The 18,858-nt window shown below is 46.1% G+C and carries 17 protein-coding genes and 1 pseudogene; 13 read left to right on the top strand and 5 right to left on the bottom strand.

Translation table 11 applies throughout. From position 1 onward, the window contains the following. A pseudogene (locus tag A37S_RS27790) lies at positions 1–230 on the top strand (IS3 family transposase); the annotation flags it as partial. Positions 231–785: 555 nt separating this feature from the next. Here the strand turns inward: A37S_RS27790 and A37S_RS24910 are convergent. Continuing rightward, the gene (locus tag A37S_RS24910; protein WP_157278707.1) at positions 786–1,163 is read right to left on the bottom strand and encodes a hypothetical protein; all 378 of its coding nucleotides are present in this window, start codon (positions 1,161–1,163) and stop codon (positions 786–788) included. Positions 1,164–1,562: 399 nt separating this feature from the next. Here A37S_RS24910 and A37S_RS0115455 point away from each other — a divergent pair, with 399 nt between their 5' ends. Continuing rightward, positions 1,563–2,234, top strand: a complete 672-nt coding sequence (locus A37S_RS0115455; RefSeq protein ID WP_028297776.1) for a rhomboid family intramembrane serine protease — start codon at positions 1,563–1,565, stop codon at positions 2,232–2,234. Here A37S_RS0115455 and A37S_RS0115450 read toward each other — a convergent pair. Beyond that, entirely contained in the window at positions 2,231–2,425 is a 195-nt protein-coding gene (locus A37S_RS0115450; protein WP_169719512.1) for a Blp family class II bacteriocin, read from the bottom strand. The genes A37S_RS0115455 and A37S_RS0115450 overlap by 4 nt on opposite strands. Before the next feature lie 210 nt (positions 2,426–2,635). Here A37S_RS0115450 and A37S_RS0115445 point away from each other — a divergent pair, with 210 nt between their 5' ends. The 4 genes from A37S_RS0115445 (at position 2,636) to A37S_RS0115430 (ending at position 6,600) form a co-directional block, all read left to right on the top strand. Then, positions 2,636–2,959, top strand: a complete 324-nt coding sequence (locus A37S_RS0115445) for a helix-turn-helix domain-containing protein (RefSeq protein WP_028297774.1) — start codon at positions 2,636–2,638, stop codon at positions 2,957–2,959. Between the two features lie 73 nt (positions 2,960–3,032). Beyond that, positions 3,033–4,319 carry a hemolysin family protein gene (locus A37S_RS0115440; protein WP_028297773.1) on the top strand — a complete coding sequence of 429 codons (1,287 nt, stop codon included), beginning with the start codon at positions 3,033–3,035 and terminating at the stop codon, positions 4,317–4,319. Positions 4,320–4,339: 20 nt separating this feature from the next. Further along, positions 4,340–5,287 (top strand): tRNA modification radical SAM protein MnmL/YtqA, encoded by a 948-nt coding sequence (mnmL, locus tag A37S_RS0115435; RefSeq protein ID WP_028297772.1) that lies wholly within the window; start codon positions 4,340–4,342, stop codon positions 5,285–5,287. Positions 5,288–5,436: 149 nt separating this feature from the next. Further along, positions 5,437–6,600 (top strand): ATP-binding protein, encoded by a 1,164-nt coding sequence (locus tag A37S_RS0115430; RefSeq protein ID WP_028297771.1) that lies wholly within the window; start codon positions 5,437–5,439, stop codon positions 6,598–6,600. Between the two features lie 74 nt (positions 6,601–6,674). Here the strand turns inward: A37S_RS0115430 and A37S_RS0115425 are convergent, their stop codons facing one another. Then, positions 6,675–8,555 (bottom strand): TonB-dependent receptor plug domain-containing protein, encoded by a 1,881-nt coding sequence (locus tag A37S_RS0115425; RefSeq protein ID WP_028297770.1) that lies wholly within the window; start codon positions 8,553–8,555, stop codon positions 6,675–6,677. Between the two features lie 76 nt (positions 8,556–8,631). Between A37S_RS0115425 and A37S_RS0115420 the strand changes: the two genes are divergently transcribed. Next, positions 8,632–10,119 (top strand): aminotransferase-like domain-containing protein, encoded by a 1,488-nt coding sequence (locus A37S_RS0115420; RefSeq protein ID WP_028297769.1) that lies wholly within the window; start codon positions 8,632–8,634, stop codon positions 10,117–10,119. A 4-nt stretch (positions 10,120–10,123) separates the two neighbouring features. Here the strand turns inward: A37S_RS0115420 and A37S_RS24905 are convergent, their stop codons facing one another. Next, positions 10,124–10,900: a zinc dependent phospholipase C family protein gene (locus tag A37S_RS24905; RefSeq protein ID WP_211229803.1), complete on the bottom strand. Its 777-nt coding sequence runs from the start codon at positions 10,898–10,900 to the stop codon at positions 10,124–10,126. Positions 10,901–11,201: 301 nt separating this feature from the next. Between A37S_RS24905 and rpsT the strand changes: the two genes are divergently transcribed. Beyond that, positions 11,202–11,456 (top strand): 30S ribosomal protein S20, encoded by a 255-nt coding sequence (rpsT, locus tag A37S_RS0115410; protein ID WP_028297768.1) that lies wholly within the window; start codon positions 11,202–11,204, stop codon positions 11,454–11,456. Between the two features lie 90 nt (positions 11,457–11,546). On the opposite strand, the gene A37S_RS0115405 is transcribed toward rpsT, so the two are convergent. Further along, positions 11,547–12,419: a 3-keto-disaccharide hydrolase gene (locus tag A37S_RS0115405; RefSeq protein ID WP_028297767.1), complete on the bottom strand. Its 873-nt coding sequence runs from the start codon at positions 12,417–12,419 to the stop codon at positions 11,547–11,549. Between the two features lie 128 nt (positions 12,420–12,547). On the opposite strand from A37S_RS0115405, the gene radC reads away from it, so the two are divergent. From radC to A37S_RS0115380, 5 genes are all read left to right on the top strand, one after another. Next, positions 12,548–13,249 carry a RadC family protein gene (gene radC / locus A37S_RS0115400; protein ID WP_028297766.1) on the top strand — a complete coding sequence of 234 codons (702 nt, stop codon included), beginning with the start codon at positions 12,548–12,550 and terminating at the stop codon, positions 13,247–13,249. 283 nt (positions 13,250–13,532) lie between these two features. Beyond that, positions 13,533–16,331: a TonB-dependent receptor gene (locus A37S_RS0115395; RefSeq protein ID WP_028297765.1), complete on the top strand. Its 2,799-nt coding sequence runs from the start codon at positions 13,533–13,535 to the stop codon at positions 16,329–16,331. A 29-nt stretch (positions 16,332–16,360) separates the two neighbouring features. Further along, the gene (locus tag A37S_RS0115390; protein ID WP_245586404.1) at positions 16,361–17,170 is read left to right on the top strand and encodes a GLPGLI family protein; all 810 of its coding nucleotides are present in this window, start codon (positions 16,361–16,363) and stop codon (positions 17,168–17,170) included. Between the two features lie 26 nt (positions 17,171–17,196). Further along, positions 17,197–17,622 carry a hypothetical protein gene (locus A37S_RS0115385; protein WP_028297763.1) on the top strand — a complete coding sequence of 142 codons (426 nt, stop codon included), beginning with the start codon at positions 17,197–17,199 and terminating at the stop codon, positions 17,620–17,622. Positions 17,623–17,718: 96 nt separating this feature from the next. Continuing rightward, positions 17,719–18,744: a LacI family DNA-binding transcriptional regulator gene (locus tag A37S_RS0115380; protein ID WP_028297762.1), complete on the top strand. Its 1,026-nt coding sequence runs from the start codon at positions 17,719–17,721 to the stop codon at positions 18,742–18,744. Positions 18,745–18,858 lie beyond the last annotated feature (114 nt).

Below are 18,858 nucleotides of genomic sequence, written 5' to 3'. Positions count from 1 at the left end.
TAGTGAAATTAAACCACTTTTACCATCCAGAAGAACTTATCGAAGCCCTGGGAAACTTTGTGGACAACTATAACAACAGACGTTATCACGAATCGCTGCAAAACTTAACACCTGCAGATGTCTACTGTGGACGATCTGAAAGAATTTTGGAAAAAAGACAACAGGTAAAAATCGATTCTCTGAATAAAAGAAGACAATTGTATAATCAACAAAAATTAATAAATTTATAACTCGAAAGTCTCCTTAAGGTTTCATCCTAATGTGTCTAATTTAGTTTGAAGACGTACAGTAGACCAAGAGCAACACATATCGCTATTGACGCCAATGATATACGAAATAATGACTGTCGTTTTAGGATTGCTTTGATGTTGATCAATAAAGTATTCATTTTCTACAAGAATTGAATTCGCCAAAATTAGAACTAACTCTCCTTTTGGCAAATTTAAGATGAGGTAATTGAATAAATCTCGTTCAACGAACTATCCTGACATTGTCCTGTGCGGCACCTTGGTAATAGTCATCAGCGTGCATAGCGGAAGACATCCCACCGGCAAAAGCAAAATACCAAATACCATCAGCTATCAATTTCCATCGAATTCCCCATTCACTTCTACAATCTCACGGTTATCCAACTCCTGAATACCCAGTTCTTTCAGTTCTAAGGTATTCATTTTGTTTTAGAATTAAAAATTTGTCCCTACTATTTTCAGGCTGTTCGGGTGCTGCCGTGGTGTTGATCAACAATACAAAGATGAGTTTGGTCACTGCATAAACCGTCCCGATGACTAATCGGGACAGCTCCAATGCCATTGAAAAACAGACACGTTATTGGAAAAAAGCAGTGAAGCATTTTGCGTAAAATTTTTCGTGCCTCCGCTGATTTTTCTTAGTTCGCTTTCTTCCAAAAGGGTAAAGGAGACATGAATGTTGATCTCAAAGGGTAGGAAATAATAATAGGTGCATAAGGTTCGGGAATAGGCAATAGGGGCACCTTGGTCTTTCAGTTCGTCCAATATGCGAAACAGTCTGGACTGGGAAAGTCCCAGTCTCCCGGCCAGCTCCTCCGGCGTGCCGGTGCGCCTTTGCTGCACCTTTTGTGCAATAGGTTGATGCGGTCTATATAGATGAGTATCTTCATGCTTTTTCTCCTTTTCTTTTGCCAAGGGCAATTTGGCTAGAAGAAAACAGGTGTGCGACAACCATAGGTTGTAATTTGAGTTATCGCTTGTGAGGGTGGCAAAAAAAGTGAGGGGATGGAAAGAGGCACACGCCACAGGCGTGCGCCAGTTACGCGTTTGGCATTTGTTTAGACAATATTATCTGACTTTATTCATACTATGGTTTAAGTACTTCGATGTACCTTGACCTTCCTGTAAATCTAAAGACCATATAAGTCATTACAAAATTTATATCCAAAACTATTTGGATTAAGCTTTTTTATTATCTTTGGCCAACATAGCTCGCAAAACTGTGAGTAATTCCAATTATATAAACTTAGTGATACAAAACTCAATACCGAAAGAAAGATTCCTACATCTAACAACTATCAACGAACAAAAAATATGCACGAAGTCTTTTTTTCTATATTTCCCACATGGCAGGAGGCGCCTCAATCGTATATGCTATTACTCATCTTGCTTGTTGGAGGGGTGGCGGGTTTTAGTTCCAAGCGTTTCTACCAGGCGCTCATTTTTCACCCCTATGAAGTGTTTAGGGGCAGGAGGATCCATACCTTGCTTACCTCAGCCCTTATCCATCGCAATTGGAAGCATTTGTTGATTAATATGGTAGCGGTTTTTGTGCTGAGTTATGATTTTAGTAGGTTGATTATACAAGAGTATAAAGTCATAAACTATTTATGGATTCTTATTCCTTTTATATTGAGCAGTATTGTGTTGATGAATTTGCTGATGGGTTATTTGAATAAGTCTAATTTTCTCTATACTTCTATAGGTGTATCGGGCTTAAGCTATTCCTTACTTGGTGTTTGCATCAGCTATTTTCCTACGGAGACTATGGGGGACATTTACCTATTAAAACACATTTTAAAAATGGAATATGCTTATCAATATTGGATAGCTTTGCTTATTCTTTTTATTATTCTAAGTTTCTGGAGAAATTCGCGGATAAATAGTAAGTTACATCTTTTTGCGTACATATATGGTAGTATATGTGCCATAGTTCTTCACCCATATTTGTTTGAAGAACTATGGCTCTTATTAAATAGTAATTAGATAGAAGTAATTATCCCTACCCCCACACCTCCGACGGTTCCGCCAAGCATAAAACCTATCAATTTTGAAAAAAGATTCTTGCTTTTGGGATCCTCTCGATTCCCTCCATCAATCTCCAAAAGTTCCTTTTCAGTCAACGTTTCGAACTTCAATTCGTGCTTTTCCGCATTTTTTAAAAATTTCTTTTCCATGTCTTTCATTTTAATTTTAAATTAGCTTGCGTAATGATTTTCATTACAAAAGCAAAGTTGAGAACATGGTTTGGTGAATGCCACAACCACAGGTTGTATGCTATAACCCTAAGTTGTATGCTATAACCCTAGGTTGTTTTTTACTACTTAGAGAGTGGTATTTAGGCTGACTGACAACACACAACACACAACGCATAACTCACAACTAATATGACAGACGAATTGGGAGAAATCATTAGGAGAAAAAGGGAGGATTTGCGTATATCGCAACAGGCAGTGGCCTATGCCTTGGATATATCCCAAGCGGCCTATTCCAAGATAGAACGAGGGGAAACCGAGGTAAAGGTGAAGCACCTCTACCGAATAGCCGCCTACCTCAATCTCAGCGTGTATGAACTCTTACCGCCGAGCATGGCTAGCGAGGTAATGGGCGACTATCTATTGGCGCCTTTGGTGCACCGTGTGCGCGAGTGGTGGTACCAGCGCTCGCTAGTGTCGACCAGGAAAGGGGTGCCGATATCCGAGCGACCATAGGCCCGCTGCCGGCTAGGCTTGCTATACTTGCTTGCTTTTCCTAACTTGCCATTCAAATGCTTTTACTGCCATTATGGAGATTATTTTTATAGCTGTCCTGATCCTGCTGAACGGTGTGTTTTCCATGAGCGAGATTGCGCTTGTTTCTTCCAAGAAATATAAGCTGGTTACGAAGGCAAAGAAAGGGAATGTCCAGGCAAAGAAGGCCTTGGAACTAGCGGAGAATCCCAATAACTTCCTTTCTACAGTACAGGTGGGCATCACGCTGATAGGTATCCTCACGGGGATTTTCAGCGGGAAGAAGCTCACCGTACAGCTAAGTGCGTGGATTGCCGACGTTCCCCTCCTTGCTGCCTATGCCAATACCATGGCCACCGTCATCGTCGTGATCATCATCACCTATTTTACCATCGTTTTTGGCGAGCTGCTACCGAAAAGATTGGGCATGAAGTACCCGGAGGCAATATCTTCCCTTGTGGCCCTGCCCATGAGTGCCCTGTCTTCCGTTACCAAGCCGCTCATTTGGCTGTTGGGAAAGACCACCGATTTTTTCTTGTACCTTTTCAACATCAAGCCGAACGGCAAGGAGGTGGTCACGGAAGAGGATATCAAGGAAATTGTGCGGCAGAGTACCGAAAGCGGAGAGATTGGAAAATCGGAAAACGAATTGGTGAAAAGAGTCTTCGCGCTGGGCGACCGCAAAGCGCGCGAGCTGATGACCTATCGCGGCGATGTGGTATGGATAGACATACACGATTCCGTGGCGGAGATTAGGCAGAAGATAAAGCGGACACGCTATAGCGTCTATCCCGTATGCGAAAAGGGTATGGATGCGTTGATGGGGGTGGTCTCCCTGAAACAGTTGATCAGCCATGATTATTGGCTGCCAAATTTCGATATCTCCAAGATATTGGAAAAACCGATTTATATCTATGAGAATACCTTGGCCTACAAAGTGCTGGAACAATTGTCGCTATCCAGGCACCATAGCGGCGTGGTCATAGATGAATATGGCAGCATTCAGGGGATGATCACCGTAAACGACGTGGTAGACGAACTGATTAGGCAAGGCTTGACGCCCGAAGAGGAGGATTACCACATAGAGCCCCGCAACGATCACAGCTGGCTGGTGGACGGCCGTTTTCCCTACTATGAATTACTGGAATACCTCCATTTGCAGGACGATGGCGAAGCGATAGATTTTAGTACCATCGGCGGGCTATTTATTCACCTCACAAAGCATATTCCCAAGACTGGCGAAAAAGTGAACTGGAAGGGCTTTGAGCTGGAAGTGGTAGACATGGACGGTGTGAAGATAGACAAGGTAATGGTTACTAGAAAGGATATATCTCACATCTAATCCCTATCTTTGTCCCCCGTATGGGAACGTTAATCGATTCGGGCATCAAGCCGTATAGGCACTATGGCGCTTACCTCAAGGAAAAGTACGCTGGCCAAAGGGTCTTCAAGGTCATTGTGGATGGCAACTTTACCTGTCCCAATCGCGATGGGAGCAAGGGCTACGGGGGCTGTGCCTATTGCAATGTGGATTCCTTCACGCCCGATAGTGCCCGCAAGCTGCCTACCATCCGCGAGCAGGTGGAAGAAGGCATCAACCGTGCCCGCAACAGCTACGCTGCCGAGAAGTTTATCATCTATTTTCAGCCCAATACCAATACCTATGCCCCTGCGCACCTGCTGAAGCAAATGTACGACGAGGCATTGAGCATCGATACCGAAAACGTAGTGGGCCTATCGGTGGGGACACGTCCGGATTGCATAGACTTCGAAAAGGTGGCCCTCTTGGAAAGCTATACAGACAGGTATGACGTAGACCTGGAGATGGGCATGGAGTCTATCTATGACGAGACCCTGAACCGTATCAATAGAGGGTGTTCGCACGGAGAGCTGGAAAAGGCACTCAACCTGGTGCAGAACAGCCCGCTGGAGATATCCGTACACACGATCTTTGGCTTCCCCTGGGAGACCAAGGAGATGATGCTGCGCTATGCCGATGAGATCAACCGTTTCCCGCAGATAAAATTTACCAAACTACACCACCTGCACATCGTGGAAGGATCCATTATGGGCGTGCAGTACAAAAGAGAGCCTTTCCATGTCTTCAGCCTGGAGGAATATACCGATTTTCTTTGCGAGTTTATCCCTTTGCTCCGACCCGATATCGTCATCCAACGCCTCTTTGGCCTGGCAGACCAAGAGCTGCTCATAGCGCCCATTTGGGGCAAAGGCAAGTCGGCCATCCAGTCATATATAGACAAGGAATTGGAAAGGCGAGGGGCTATACAGGGCTCGAAATATCAAGCTTAGATTTTCGTTTAGTCGTCTTTGGCGGAAAGGCTTGATATCTTATTGCGCCATTTCCTCTACAAAATTAGTTATGTAATTTTGCGACTAATATGTATGTAATTTTATAACTAACATATATGTTATTTTTATATTATTGCTATATTTGCGTTATGGAAGTGTTGATTAATAGAAGGTTGGCCATTCAAGTCGAAGTCCAACGAACTAAATTCCCCGTATTGGCCATTACCGGGCCGAGGCAATCAGGCAAGACTACGATGCTCAAATCCATGTTCCCTGAATATAGGTATGTCTCATTGGAAGATCCCGATATACGTGTTTTTGCACAGGAAGATCCGGTAGGTTTTATGACAGTATACGAGGGCATGGTTATCTTGGACGAGGTGCAACGCGTGCCTGATTTGTTTTCCTACATTCAAACCCATGTGGACAATTTCGGGCTAATGGGGCAGTTCGTCCTTTCCGGTTCGCAGAATTTCCAGTTGTTGCGCGGTATCACCCAATCTCTGGCCGGTAGGGTGGCGCTATTTAAGCTTTTGCCTTTGGATATGAAAGAATTGGACTCGGTGGGATTGCTTGAGAATGACTATGCAGATGCGGCGGTGAGGGGTTTTTATCCTGCTATTTACCATAGGAAGATCGATCCAGCCGTGTTTTATGCCAATTATATCCAAACATACGTCGAAAGAGACGTGAGCGAATTGGATCAGGTAAAAGATATACAAGGTTTCCGCACTTTTTTAGGACTGTGCGCCGCCCGTGCTGGGCAATTGCTTAATATCAGTGCCTTGGCGAATGAATGCAATATTGCCCATGCTACGGCGAAAGCATGGCTGTCCATACTGGAAAGCAGCTATATTGTCTTTTTGCTGTACCCCTACCATGAGAACTTCGGCAAGCGCCGGGTGAAGACCCCAAAGCTTTATTTCTATGATACGGGATTGCTATGCCATTTGTTGGATATTGGCGATGGAAGTCAGCTCAAGCTGAACAGGTTGAAAGGGAATGTTTTTGAGAACATGGTATTAACGGAATTCCAAAAGGCCAACGAGCACCTGTACTTGCACCAGCAGTATTATTTCTGGCAAGACAGCAATGCCAATGAGGTGGATGTCCTGGTAAAAAGGGCCAACGGTTTCCGGGTGTACGAGATCAAGGCTACGCAGACCATCAGCAGTAAGCTATTCAAGGGACTGGATCACTTTGCGGCTTTGGCTGAGCCAGAGCCAGTGGGGAAAACGTTGATCTACGGGGGGAATCAAGACCAACGCCGCACCCAATACATGGTGCGGAGTTGGCGAAATATTGATGGTTGAGCGCCTGCGCGTCCGTGGACGGCAAAGACAGGATGAAAAAAGCAAGTGAAGGTATGACCCACTTGCTTTTTTTGCTATAGCCTAAAGGCTGCTCCCAGGTTGAACCACCTGCCGGGAAGCGGTATCGCCGCAGCTTCGATGTACTGCTTATCGAAGATGTTATTGGCATCGAAATAAATTTGATAGGCTCCCAAGCTAAGATTGGCGCGGGCATCCGTCAGGAAGTAGTTCCGGTAGCTGATGCGCTCCACGAAACGCTCGGCGGCAGTCAATCCTACTTTCCCTGCCTGATAGGAAAAGAACGCCACGGCTTGATGCCTGAGGCTTTCGATGGCATAGCGCGATAGGTTGTCGCTGTTGTATTGCTTGAACTTGGGATCGAGGTAGGTATAGGATAGGCCTATGCGCCCATTGCTGGCACTTTGCTTGGCCCATTGGTAAGCCAGATTGAAAGCAAGGCCTTGCGTATTGTTCTGCAGGAAATTGTCCGGTCTCCATGGATCATCCAGCGATGTCCTTGTCCAGTCGATGAAATCATCTATCCTGCGGTAGAAATAAGAAGCATGCATGTGCCACCTGTCACCCGTATATTTTAGCCCCCCTTCTGCATAGTAGGCGTTTTCGGATGTAAGGTTGGGGTTGCCCTGATTGCCGGCACCTTGGTAATAGAGGTCGGTAAAAGTGGGTATACGCTGACCGGTGCCCGTATTGACGAACAATTTCCAGTTGCCATAGAAATTATAGCCTGCATCTAGTCCCGGATATACACGCCAGCCAAAATCGCTGTTGTAATTGAGGAAAGCACCCAGGCTCACACTAAGGCGCTCCACCTTGTCGGTTCTGAACTCGCCGTAGAAGCCATAATTGAATCGGTTGCGATCGCCAAGGCTGGTACTGCGTATGATGTCGTTGCGCAGTTCGGCACCAAAACCGAGGTCGCCGAAATTTCCCCTGTAGCGCGAGTTGAACTCGTAACTGACGACGTGCGAGCGGTGCATATTGCGAAACCTGCTCAGGTCATCCCTGAAATAGCGGTAATCGTCATAGGCAAAGCGGTAGGCCACGCGCGGGATGAGCGTCCACCTGTCGGACAGTTGACTCTGATACTGCACGGCGCCCAATACCGTTTGCACGATCTCTTGCGAGTTGACGTCGCCTGGCGCAGCATAAAAGCCGTTGGCGCCAAAGTCATTGTAGGCGTACCCGGCAGTCCAGCTTAATATATCTCCCTTGTCCACGATGGCATCGCCCTGGTAAAGGAGCTTGGTATTCTTAAAACCAGTATTGTAGCGGTAGCCATTACCGCCATCGTAGCTGCCATAGAGGAGATGTCCGCCGTTTTCGCCAGCTAGGCGTCCTCCCAGCTGTACGCCACGGCTGTGGTACAGGTCGCCAGAACCTTCATCATTCTTGAAACTGGAACCACCATATACACGGCCTTCTACGCCGGAGCTTTCCGCCTTGCGCGTCACGATGTTGATGGCTCCCGTGAGGCTGTTGATGCCATAGATGCGGGCTGCCGGCCCTCGGATAATCTCGATGCGCTCAATGGCGTCTACCGGTATAGGAAGCGATAGGCTGTTGTGCCCGGTTTGTGGATCGCTCATCTTGACGCCATTGACCAGTACCAAGGTTTGATCAAAAGTACCTCCGTCTATACTGACATCGGCTTGCGCTCCCCAAGGGCCCCGTTGCCTGACGTCTACGCCGGCAACATAGCTGAGCAGCTCATTGATAGAGCGGGCGGGGCTTGCTGCTATCTCTTCCCTGGAGATGATTTGGATGTTGCGGTTTTGCTGTGAGAAAGGAACCTGCAGGCGATTTTCGCTGATGGTGACTTCCCTGAGCGAGTGTGCACTGGTATCGGACGAAAGGGGAGAGGCAGGTTCCTGTGCCCATGCGGTGTTAGTATATAGAAGTAAACCGATGAGATATAAAGTAAAATTTTTTTTCATGTTTTGTGAAGCATTTATAAACTGCAAACAAAAGTCGTATCTTGCCGGCACATCTTAATGTACCAGTTTTTATTTTATGGATAGTCCGGTTTTGGTTCCCTATAAAAGTTTCATTGAAATAGACCGTCTGTCGGCAACACCCGTATATCTTCAGGTGGCCCACCAGCTCATCAATGCCATCCAGCGAGGCTACTTGACAGATGGCCATAAGCTGCCCGGTACGCGGCAGATGGGTAAACTGTTGGGCTTGCACCGCAATACCGTTGTTGCTAGCTATGCGGAGCTAGAGGCCCAGGGGTGGATTGAGAACCACCCAAGTCGGGGAGCCTTTGTGCGGGGTAGGAAGGATGACAAACCCCAAAAGCTGAAAGGGCACGGTGGCGAAGTGTTGGCTACTTATCCCCGGAAAACGGGTTTTAGTTTTAGGAAGTGGAATGTGCTCGACAATCCCTTCGACCGATCTAATGCCCGCCTTTTGATGGATGATGGCCTTCCAGACGTGCGATTGTCGCACATCGACTACCTGTCTCGGCTATACCATACGAACATGAAACGGAGGATAAACCGCGCCAAGCTGGGCTACCAAAACCTGAGCGGAAGCGAATACTATAGGGAGAATCTGGCCAATTTTCTCAACCTTACCCGAGGGTTGCACGTGGCCAGCAAAAACCTGTTGGTAACGCGTAGCCTGGAGCTCGGTGTTTATATCGTGGCCGAAACCTTGCTGGATCCGGGCGACCTCGTGGTAGTGGGCGAGCTGAGCTATTTTGCTACCAATATGATTTTCCAAAAAGCTGGAGCAACGATCATGACGGTTCCCCTGGATGCCGAAGGGATAGACGTGTCGGCCGTCCGCCGCCTCTGTGTGGAGCGACCGTTCCGCATGCTGTACCTCACGCCGCACCACCATTACCCCACCACCGTGACGCTCAGCGCCGAGCGGCGGGTAGCCCTTCTGGAACTGTCGGCCCGCTATGGTTTCATCATTTTGGAAGACGATTACGACTATGATATCCATTACGATGGAAGTCCCATATTGCCCATGGCCAGCGCAGATACGGAAGGCATGGTGGTATACGTGGGCGTATTTGGCAAGTTGTTGGCTTCTGGTTTCAGGTCGGGCTTCATCGTAGCGCCCGAACCGCTCATAAACGAGATGGGCAAGCTGTTGGATATCATGGATAGATATGGCGATACGCTCACTGAACTGGCCCTGGGCGAGCTGATTGCCGACGGTGAAATGCATCGGTACCTGAAAAAGTCGATCCCTGCATACAAGGCAAGGCGCGACGAATTGGCGCGGTCGCTGGTGACGCAGTTGGGCAATAGCGTTGAAGTTACCATGCCAAGCGGTGGGCTGGCTGTCTGGACGAGCTGGCCAAAGGAAACGAATTTGATGCAGCTTCAGAAAAGGTGTGCCCAGCGGGACCTGTACTTGCCCCGCTATCTGCTATATCAATCTAAAACCCATTGTGGCATACGCTTGGGCTTTGGCAGTCTCACGCCCGAAGAAGGGGCGGAGGCTGTAGAAATAATAAAACAAGCTACCATATCCTTGACTTAATACCTCACTGCCATTCTTCCCTGCCTGGCTTCTTTTCGTCGGAAAATTGTGGTATGCTGTCTACGATCTCCGTGCCAATTGGCAGTCCAGTTAACTGAGGCTGCCCGGCATCTACCCAGGCCGAATACCAATAGCTACCCACACTGAAGATGGCTGCACGCATCTGTTGTTCGACCATGCCGCTGAGTGCATCATGATAGGCTTTTGAATAGGCGGTAGAGTAGGCTCTGACTAATTGTTGATTGCGTTTTTCGTAACGGTATTTCTGGTTCTGCTTGTATTGCCCGCTTAACCTTTTCTCGATCTGCAATACGGAATCTACCAAAGTATAGGTGTTCTTGATGATGTTCCAAGCCTCTTTTTGAGTGTCATCTATGTATCGGGCCTTGCCAACCACGAAATTGTACCGTAGCGCAAACATTTCGGGCAAACGGCTTTCCCAAAATGCATGGATGCCCTCTTGATCGGTCTGCTTGCCATTGTAGTTGCTGGTGGTGTGCAAAGGAACATGTGCATCGGCAATATAATGCCCCAGATCTGCCGACAGCTTGAGGATGGCTGGTGCATCTTTTTCGGCAAAAGCGCGCACCAATTGCCGATAGCTCCGCTGAATTTGCCACGGCAATATGCCGTTTTGCCTGAGGCTGTCCTCGCTATATTGTTCCATTGCCTTTGTCCAAGACGGTGATTCGGGAAAAGGGTTGGCTCCGTAGCGGTCCAAATCGATATAGTGACGTTCGCTCTCGCCCAATACTACGGTTCTTCTCTTGTCTGGATCCACAGCATGCTCCGTTATATAGGACAGATGGGGTTTGTAGAAAGCAGCAAGCTCTTTTGGTAAAGTGAAGACGGCATAGTGGTTGATTTTTTTATGGGCAAAGAAACCCCATGAACAAAAAAGCAAAATCGTGCAACACCCCCATAAAATGAAGTTGCTTGCTTTTTTGTATTTTTGTCTCTCTTTTCTCCAATAATACACGGTGCAGGACTGAATAGATAGGCTAAATTAAAATTTTTTGTAAGAATAGAAAATAGTCTTATATTTGCAGTCCGAAAGAGAAAAAGGAAAAAAAAGCTAAGAAATGGCAAATCATAAATCTGCACTTAAAAGAATTAGATCCAACGCTGCGAAGCGTTTGAGAAACCGTTACCAAGCAAAAACTACGCGTAACGCTATCAAGAAATTACGTAATACGACCAGTAAGGAAGAGGCACAGGCGCTATTGCCCCGTGTGACTTCTATGTTGGATCGTTTGGCCAAGAAAAATGTAATTCATAAGAACAAGGCTGCAAACAACAAGTCCAAGTTGACGAAATTTGTTAACAAACTGGCCTAGTTCGGTAGATATATTCGTGCCTCCCTTTATATAATAAGGGAACGGAAAAAAAGGCTGTTTCATGAACTGAAACAGCCTTTTCTGTTTTTCCTATTTGTCCTTCCTTAATTTCGACAATACGGCATTTAGCTTTTCTTGGTCGTGGGCATAAGGTTGTAAGTCAATCAATGCTACCCTGCGGAACTGGACGGGATGACTTTCGCTTTGAAGCGCAATATAGCCACTGTTCAGCTGTTTTCCGTCTTCCTTATAGGTAGGATCGAAGTCGTTTACGCCCTCGCCGCCTATTCTGGGTTTGGTGTAGGTCATCACCGTATCGCCCTCTATGATGTGGCGAATAATGGAATCGCCCAATACCAGCATATCGGCTTTCACCCACCTGTCGCCGTGGTAGGTCTTAGAGGAGGAGTTGAGGCAATGCTCCGTGTAGAGCTGGCCGCCCACAAAAGCCTCGGTGCCGGGGGTACACAGATTGCCCGTTGGCCTTTCGGCCTTGCCATCGCCACCCAGAAACTGGGCCTCCAGGGAAATGGGGAAATCTTGATCGAGGGCAATGCTCGCTGGCGATTGGCAATGCAGCATAGCGCCACTATTACGCCAGGCCCAGCCTTCGCCACCGTTGGCCTGATCGCCCACGAAGCGATACTCCACGCGAAGCAAGTAATGAGAGAAAGGTTTATTGTAATAGATGTGCCCGTATTGTTGATCGAAGGCGTCATAGCCCTCGTATGATACCTTGAGAAGGCTGTCCTCTACCTTGAACGTGTTGGCGTAGTTGTCGCCAAGCTCGTGTTTCCGGATTTTAATTGTCCAGTCGTCCAAATCCTTGCCGTTGAACAGTTCTATCCATTCTGGTTTTTCTTGATCGTTGTTTTGGGCAGTCTTGGGCTGGCAAGAGCACATGAATAAAATCGCCGTGCCTGCGATGCCCCATTTACAAAATTGTTGCAATTTTAAGTTCATATTGATGGTTTGCTTGTTGCGCAATTAATTCGATTGACGAAGATAATATTAAAATGTTCGAATGATGCTATAAATTTGTATATTTGGTTGTCTGCCTATCAATTAATCAATCCTCTATCGGCTTTTGCATGGAACAATCATCTGGCAAGAACATCAATATCAAGCAATGGGCGGAAGCAGACCGTCCAAGGGAAAAGCTGTTGGCTTTGGGACGGCGTAGCCTCAGCGATGCGGAATTGATAGCCATATTGATAGGAAGCGGGTCGCGGGACGAGTCTGCGGTTTCGCTAGGCAAGCGTATATTGCTGGGTGTAGGTAATGATCTCAATGCCTTGGCCAGGTTGTCCTTGGCCGATCTTTGTAAATTCAAGGGTATTGGCGAAGCTAAAGCAATCACTATCATCGCGGCCATGGAACTTGGAAGACGGAGAAAAGAACAAACCGTCGAAAGAAAGCCCAAGATCACATCGAGCAACGATGCTTACATGGCGCTAAAGCACCTATATGAAGATCTCAATCATGAAGAGTTTTGGGTGCTCCTGCTGAATAACAACAACCAAGTGGTAGGGCAGGAGCTTATTAGCAAAGGAGGCATTGGCATGGTCTCGATAGATGTTAGACTAATTTTCCACGCCGCTATCCTGGCAAAGGCAACGGGAATTATCCTTAGCCATAATCATCCTTCGGGATCTCTAATGCCTAGCTATCAGGATAAAAACCTCACGAAAAAAGTAGTGGAAGCTGCCGCCTTGTTCGGTTTTCGCGTTATGGACCACCTCATTTTCGGCGATCAGGGTTATTGTAGCTTTGGCGACGAAGGCTTGCTGTGAGTTTTGCGCTATACCACTAATCCGATTATAGCTTATTAATTTATAGTAAAATAACCTGTGAGTGATTTTTTTAAGATTATTTTGTTGATGCTTGTAACATTTTGCTCTTTTTGTGTGTCTTAAATGTTAAATAGTGTGAAAATCAGCTTCTTTTTGGTATTCGATCATCGTAAAATGAATGAATAATGTATTTTTGTTAATGTGTTATTTATGTTATTCGCACTGTATTGTAAATTTTTCGTTAATATCGTAGAATGACTAATAAATTAGTTTAATTTGCCTTATGAAGCACTTCCAACTCGCATCCCTCTTTTCGTTCCTGTTCTTGTCGGTCTTGTTTGCGCAAGCTCAATCCCATCAGATAACCGGTACTATTCAAGACTCTGCTTACGTAAAAAAGCTCGTTCAAACTTCTGTCAGTATCCTCAATCAAAAAGATTCTACCTTGGTGTCCTATACCCGGGCTGATGATAAGGGGAGCTTTGTTTTTCAGGATGTTCCCAACGGGAGATACATTCTGCTAGTCACCTACCCTAAATATGCCGACTTTGTGGACTTCTTTGTTTTAGATTCGGCGGAAACAAATAAGGAGTATGGAGATATATACATGACATTGAAAGCTACTTTGCTGGCGGAAGTGCTGGTGCAGGGCAGTCAGGCTATTACGATAAAAGGCGATACAACGGAGTACGATGCAGCGAGTTTCGTGATACAGCCCAATGCCAAGGTAGAAGACCTGTTAAAGCAGCTGCCCGGCATACAGGTGGACAGGGATGGGAAGATAACCGCGCAAGGACAAACGGTGGAGAAAGTGCTAGTAGACGGTGAAGAGTTTTTTGGCGACGACCCCACATTGGTGACCAAGAACTTGAGGGGGGATATGGTAGATAAAGTGCAGTTGTATGATAAAAAGAGCGATCAAGCCACCTTTACAGGTATAGATGATGGCGAGACAACCAAAACGATCAATATCAAGCTAAAGGAAGACCAAAAGCGAGGATATTTTGGCAAGGTCGACGTGGGGGGCGGCACAGACGATTTCTATGATGCGCAGGCCATGTTCAACATGTTTAGGGGCAAGCGCAAATTTGCCGCTTATGGTACCTTGAGCAATACGGGCAAGACCGGATTGGGATGGCAGGATAATGAGCGATTTGTGGGCTTGGGCAATATGACTTTTGGCGATGATGGAACAATATACATCACTGGCGGCGGCGATGATTTTGAATCGTTCAGCGGGCGATACGATGGGAGGGGAATACCCAAAGCGGCCAATGGCGGCCTGCACTACGATGAAAAATGGAATGAAGATAAGCAAAGTATCAATGCGAATTTTAAGGCGGGCGTGATTGACGTGACAGGTGAGGAGTCCAATATTAGTCAGAACAACCTGCCCTCGGGCTCCATTAACAGCGTTTCTTCGCAGCGTTTCGATAAGCATTCAGCAAGACAGAAAATTGATGGTATTTACGAGATCAGGCTAGATAGTACCTCTACGGTCAAGGTGATGTTGGACGCCACCAATAGCGAAGGAAGTACCAACAATGACTCCTATCAGTCTACCACCGACGGACAGGAACGCTTGTTGAACAATAGTAGCACGGTCCTGAATAACAATACCAAAACAAAGCAGTTCAACGCAAGTGGCCTATGGACGAAGAAACTGAAAAAAATGGGAAGAACACTTTCCGTGAGCCTGGCCCAAAGCTTATCTAAAAATGATGCAAACGGTTTTCTGAATTCGCAGAACAATTTTTACGATGTGGCAAATGGGGAGGTAGACTCCACTATCCTGGTCAACCAGCGCAAGGTGAACGACATCAAAAGTTCGGATTTCAAGTCCAATATTACCTATACCGAGCCATTGAGCAAGAGCCTTTCTGTAGTGGTCAACTATGGGCTTTCCGTTCTGAACGGCAGCAATGACAGGCGATCCTACAACCAGTCGGTAGATGGAACATTCAGCGATTTGGACAGCCTTTACAGTAATAATTTCCAGCTCGATCAATTGGCTAACCAAGTGGGAGCCATATTCAATTACAAGAAGGACAAAACGACCCTGAATTTTGGCTCGCGCTTTACGGCAGTCTCCTTTAATCAGAAGAACCTTTTTCAAGACAATGAGTTCAAAAGAAACTTCCTGAACGTCAACCCTCAAGTCAATTATAGGTACCAGTTCTCGCAACAAAGGTCTATCCGTATAGGCTATACGGGAAACAATACGCAGCCCACCATTAATCAGATACAACCTGTGCTGGTCAACGACAATCCCCTAAATATCGTGGTGGGTAACGAAGGGCTGAAACCTTCTTACAGAAGTAACATAAGCGCAAGCTATAACAGCTATAAGGTATTGACGGGAACAAGTTTCTATATCTATGGTAGTTATTCATTTACGTACAATGCCATAGCGACCAATATGACCACCTATGCTGCGGGCAACAGTGTGTTACAGTATGAAAACCTGGGAGGGAATATGCCTACTAACTTCTATACCAGCACATCCTACTATAAAAAAATCAAAAAACTGGATGCCAATGTAGGGGGTAGGTTGAATTTTAATGGTAATACGAGCTTTAACAAAGTGGGCGATGGCGTCAACGAGGATCAGTTAAACAAAGGAGAGAATTATAGTGTTTCGCTTTCTGCTAGTGCCTATAAAGGCAAATCGGGCAAGTACGACTTTGATTTTGACTTTGGACCAAGTTACAACGTCCAACAATCATCGTTGCAAACGGCCTTGAATAGTAATGGGTGGGGGCTAAGGGGTAATGGTGGATTTAGGTTGTACTTGCCCGCCAAATTTGAGATAGGCACTACGGTCAATTACGAATACAATGCCCCGACTGCCGTATTTGACGATTCTTTTAGCCGTGTGCTCATAAACAGCAATGTCAGCAAGAAATTCTTGAAAGGCGATCAATTGCGACTGCAGTTGAGCGGAAACGATTTGTTGAACCAAAACATCGGCTTTACCAGAAATGCCTTTAACAATTACATCAATCAGAACAGCTATACCACCATTAGGCGCTATTTCATGCTATCGGTGGTATGGGATTTTAGTAAAATGGGCGCACAGTAATTAAGATAGGGCATTTTAGAACAAATATTATGAAAAGGTTAAAAATGAGAAGCGATAAAGGTATATGGTTATTGGTCGTTTTGATGCTGTTGAACGCAAGCGCGCATAAGCTAATGGCGCAAAATGCCAGATTTCTCTTTTCGGGAAACATCACCTACGAGAAAAGGGTGAATATGTACGCCAAACTGAAGAAAGCCGCCGATGAAGAGCAAGGTACATGGTATCAGGAAATTTATGATCAGTACCGCAAGAACCAACCCCAGTTTGCGACGGTCAACAATACCTTGTCGTTCAATCGCAACGTGTTGCTGTACCAGCCCGTCGCCGGGCAGCCGGAAAATAGAAACAGCTTTTTTAGTGACCCTAGCGTTACGATGAGAAACACGATCTTTACCAACCTGGACGAGAAGATGTCCGTCAGCCAAAAAGCCGTATTTGAAGAAACATATTTGCTGAAGGATAGCCTGAGGAAGATTGTCTGGAAAATCACGGATGAAACAAGGGAAATAGCCGGTTATGATTGCAGGCGGGCCAATGCCCTGGTGATGGATTCCATCTATGTGGTGGCTTTTTATACCGATCAGATTCCCGTTTCCGGTGGGCCGGAGTCCTTTACGGGGCTTCCAGGTATGATATTGGGGCTAGCCTTGCCTCATGAGAATACGACCTGGTTTGCCACCAGGGTGGAGGATGTGGTGGTGCCCGCGGCCAATATTACGGCTCCCAGTCCGCGAAAGGCAAAGACGGTAAATCGGGAGCAGTTGACCACGACGTTGCAGTCTGTCCTGAGCAACTGGGGCAACTATGGCAAAAATATGCTGAAACTATTTTTGCTATAATCGATGTTGTTCTTATCTTTATCGAGATGGAAAACATATTGCCTTTTATTATCGGTGCTATTATTTTAATTGCCAGGGTATACAATAATTTCCAAAAGGAGCAAGAAAAAGCACGCAAGCGCAATCCTGGACAAAAGCCGGCAGGGGAGGTTTCACCCCAATATGAGCGCAGGCCACAAGGCCCCGAAGTGAAAGAGGTGGCAGATCCCTTCGTTCCCGAAACAAGTACGGTGCCTGCGGCTTACGAAAGCTATACGGGCGCACTCCGTGATGTAGAAGAAGTAAGGAGAGCTAGGGAAATACATAGTAAACATAAGCATGGATTTAACCGTTTGGAGCCTTATAAGCAGGTAGAGCCCCTAACGTCCGATGGCATACAGAATTATTCCGACTTTGACCTGAGGAATGCCGTTATTCAATCTGCCATCTTGCATAGGCCTTATATCGATTGATTTTTCCCGTCTACAAGCCATCAGAAAACGGCACTTGCCAAAGTGTACGTTTTTGTGGATATTGCACCTGAATGCCTGGAATTGGATAAAGAGAATATGGCCGCTAAGAAAACCTCTATTAATGATATAGCAAAGCACCTAAATGTAGCAAAATCTACCGTATCTTTTATTATAAATGGAAAGGCAGAGGAACGGCGCATTAGTAAGGAACTGGAAAAGCGAGTGCTTGACTATGTCAATGAGATCGGATTCAAGCCCCACCATTTGGCACAGAGCCTGGCAACGGGCAGATCCAATAGCATTGGGCTCATTGTCGAGAACATCGGCGATTCTTTCTTTGGCCCCATCGCGTTGAAAATAGAGGAAAAAGCAAAAAAAAGCGGATATAGGATCGTGTATAGCAGTACCCTGGGCGACAGTCAGTCTACCAAGGAAATTCTGCGATTTTTTCGCGAAACGCAATTGGATGCCTATATCATCGCCCCGCCATTGGGGGTTGAGGATGCCATAAAAGAGGTGATCGAAGAGGGAAGGCCGGTAGTGGTCTTCGATCGGCGTTTGGAAGGTCTGGAGACAAATTACGTGGGAACCAATAATCAGGAAGCTGCCTATGAAGCTTGTGTACACATGCTCGATCAAGGTTTTGAGCGAGTGGCATTCATCACATTGGATTCCGATCAAAGTCAAATGAAAGAACGCTTGAGCGGATACCTACAGGGGATGGCAGATCACCACCTGCAAGCATATATCTTGAAGATTCCTTACGATTTTGCTCGGGAAGATCGCCAAGGGATGATTGCACATTACATAAAGGATAACCCCGAAGTTGATGCCTTGTTTTTCGCAACGAACTACCTGTGCATTGACGGCCTGGAGGTGACCAAAAATCTCGGCAAGGCAATACCACAAGACATAGGCGTTATTGTATTTGATGAGCACGATATCTTTAGGCTGTATTCGCCGGCAATAACGGCTGTCAAGCAACCTCTGGAAAAGCTGAGCGAAACCATTATAGATATGTTGTTGAACAAGATTTCCAGCAAAAAGAGCCAACCGCCATTTATCGAAAAGATAGTCCCCTCTACATTGGTAGTCCGGGAATCTACTATAAAAAGAAAATAATTGTTATTTGCTATTGCTAAACTGGTTTTTTAATCGTTACATTTGCGATGTCTTTAGGAAGACATTTTTTTGATACCAATAGAAAAACCGGTTTTCTAACGGTATAGCCTTCAG

Source organism: Olivibacter sitiensis DSM 17696, assembly GCF_000427965.1.
In the GTDB taxonomy this organism is placed as follows: domain Bacteria; phylum Bacteroidota; class Bacteroidia; order Sphingobacteriales; family Sphingobacteriaceae; genus Olivibacter; species Olivibacter sitiensis.
Note: the sequence above shows the minus strand (reverse complement) of the source record. Positions and strands in the feature narration are given on the sequence as shown.

What these genes read in the sequence shown, in the direction of transcription:
- A37S_RS0115455 (WP_028297776.1), top strand. Translation starts at nt 1,563, where the DNA reads ATGCACGAAGTCTTTTTTTCTATATTTCCCACATGGCAGGAGGCGCCT.
- A37S_RS0115450 (WP_169719512.1), bottom strand. Translation starts at nt 2,425, where the DNA reads ATGGAAAAGAAATTTTTAAAAAATGCGGAAAAGCACGAATTGAAGTTC.
- A37S_RS0115445 (WP_028297774.1), top strand. Translation starts at nt 2,636, where the DNA reads ATGACAGACGAATTGGGAGAAATCATTAGGAGAAAAAGGGAGGATTTG.
- A37S_RS0115440 (WP_028297773.1), top strand. Translation starts at nt 3,033, where the DNA reads ATGGAGATTATTTTTATAGCTGTCCTGATCCTGCTGAACGGTGTGTTT.
- mnmL (WP_028297772.1), top strand. Translation starts at nt 4,340, where the DNA reads ATGGGAACGTTAATCGATTCGGGCATCAAGCCGTATAGGCACTATGGC.
- A37S_RS0115430 (WP_028297771.1), top strand. Translation starts at nt 5,437, where the DNA reads ATGGAAGTGTTGATTAATAGAAGGTTGGCCATTCAAGTCGAAGTCCAA.
- A37S_RS0115425 (WP_028297770.1), bottom strand. Translation starts at nt 8,555, where the DNA reads ATGAAAAAAAATTTTACTTTATATCTCATCGGTTTACTTCTATATACT.
- A37S_RS0115420 (WP_028297769.1), top strand. Translation starts at nt 8,632, where the DNA reads ATGGATAGTCCGGTTTTGGTTCCCTATAAAAGTTTCATTGAAATAGAC.
- rpsT (WP_028297768.1), top strand. Translation starts at nt 11,202, where the DNA reads ATGGCAAATCATAAATCTGCACTTAAAAGAATTAGATCCAACGCTGCG.
- A37S_RS0115405 (WP_028297767.1), bottom strand. Translation starts at nt 12,419, where the DNA reads ATGAACTTAAAATTGCAACAATTTTGTAAATGGGGCATCGCAGGCACG.
- radC (WP_028297766.1), top strand. Translation starts at nt 12,548, where the DNA reads ATGGAACAATCATCTGGCAAGAACATCAATATCAAGCAATGGGCGGAA.
- A37S_RS0115395 (WP_028297765.1), top strand. Translation starts at nt 13,533, where the DNA reads ATGAAGCACTTCCAACTCGCATCCCTCTTTTCGTTCCTGTTCTTGTCG.
- A37S_RS0115390 (WP_245586404.1), top strand. Translation starts at nt 16,361, where the DNA reads ATGAAAAGGTTAAAAATGAGAAGCGATAAAGGTATATGGTTATTGGTC.
- A37S_RS0115385 (WP_028297763.1), top strand. Translation starts at nt 17,197, where the DNA reads ATGGAAAACATATTGCCTTTTATTATCGGTGCTATTATTTTAATTGCC.
- A37S_RS0115380 (WP_028297762.1), top strand. Translation starts at nt 17,719, where the DNA reads ATGGCCGCTAAGAAAACCTCTATTAATGATATAGCAAAGCACCTAAAT.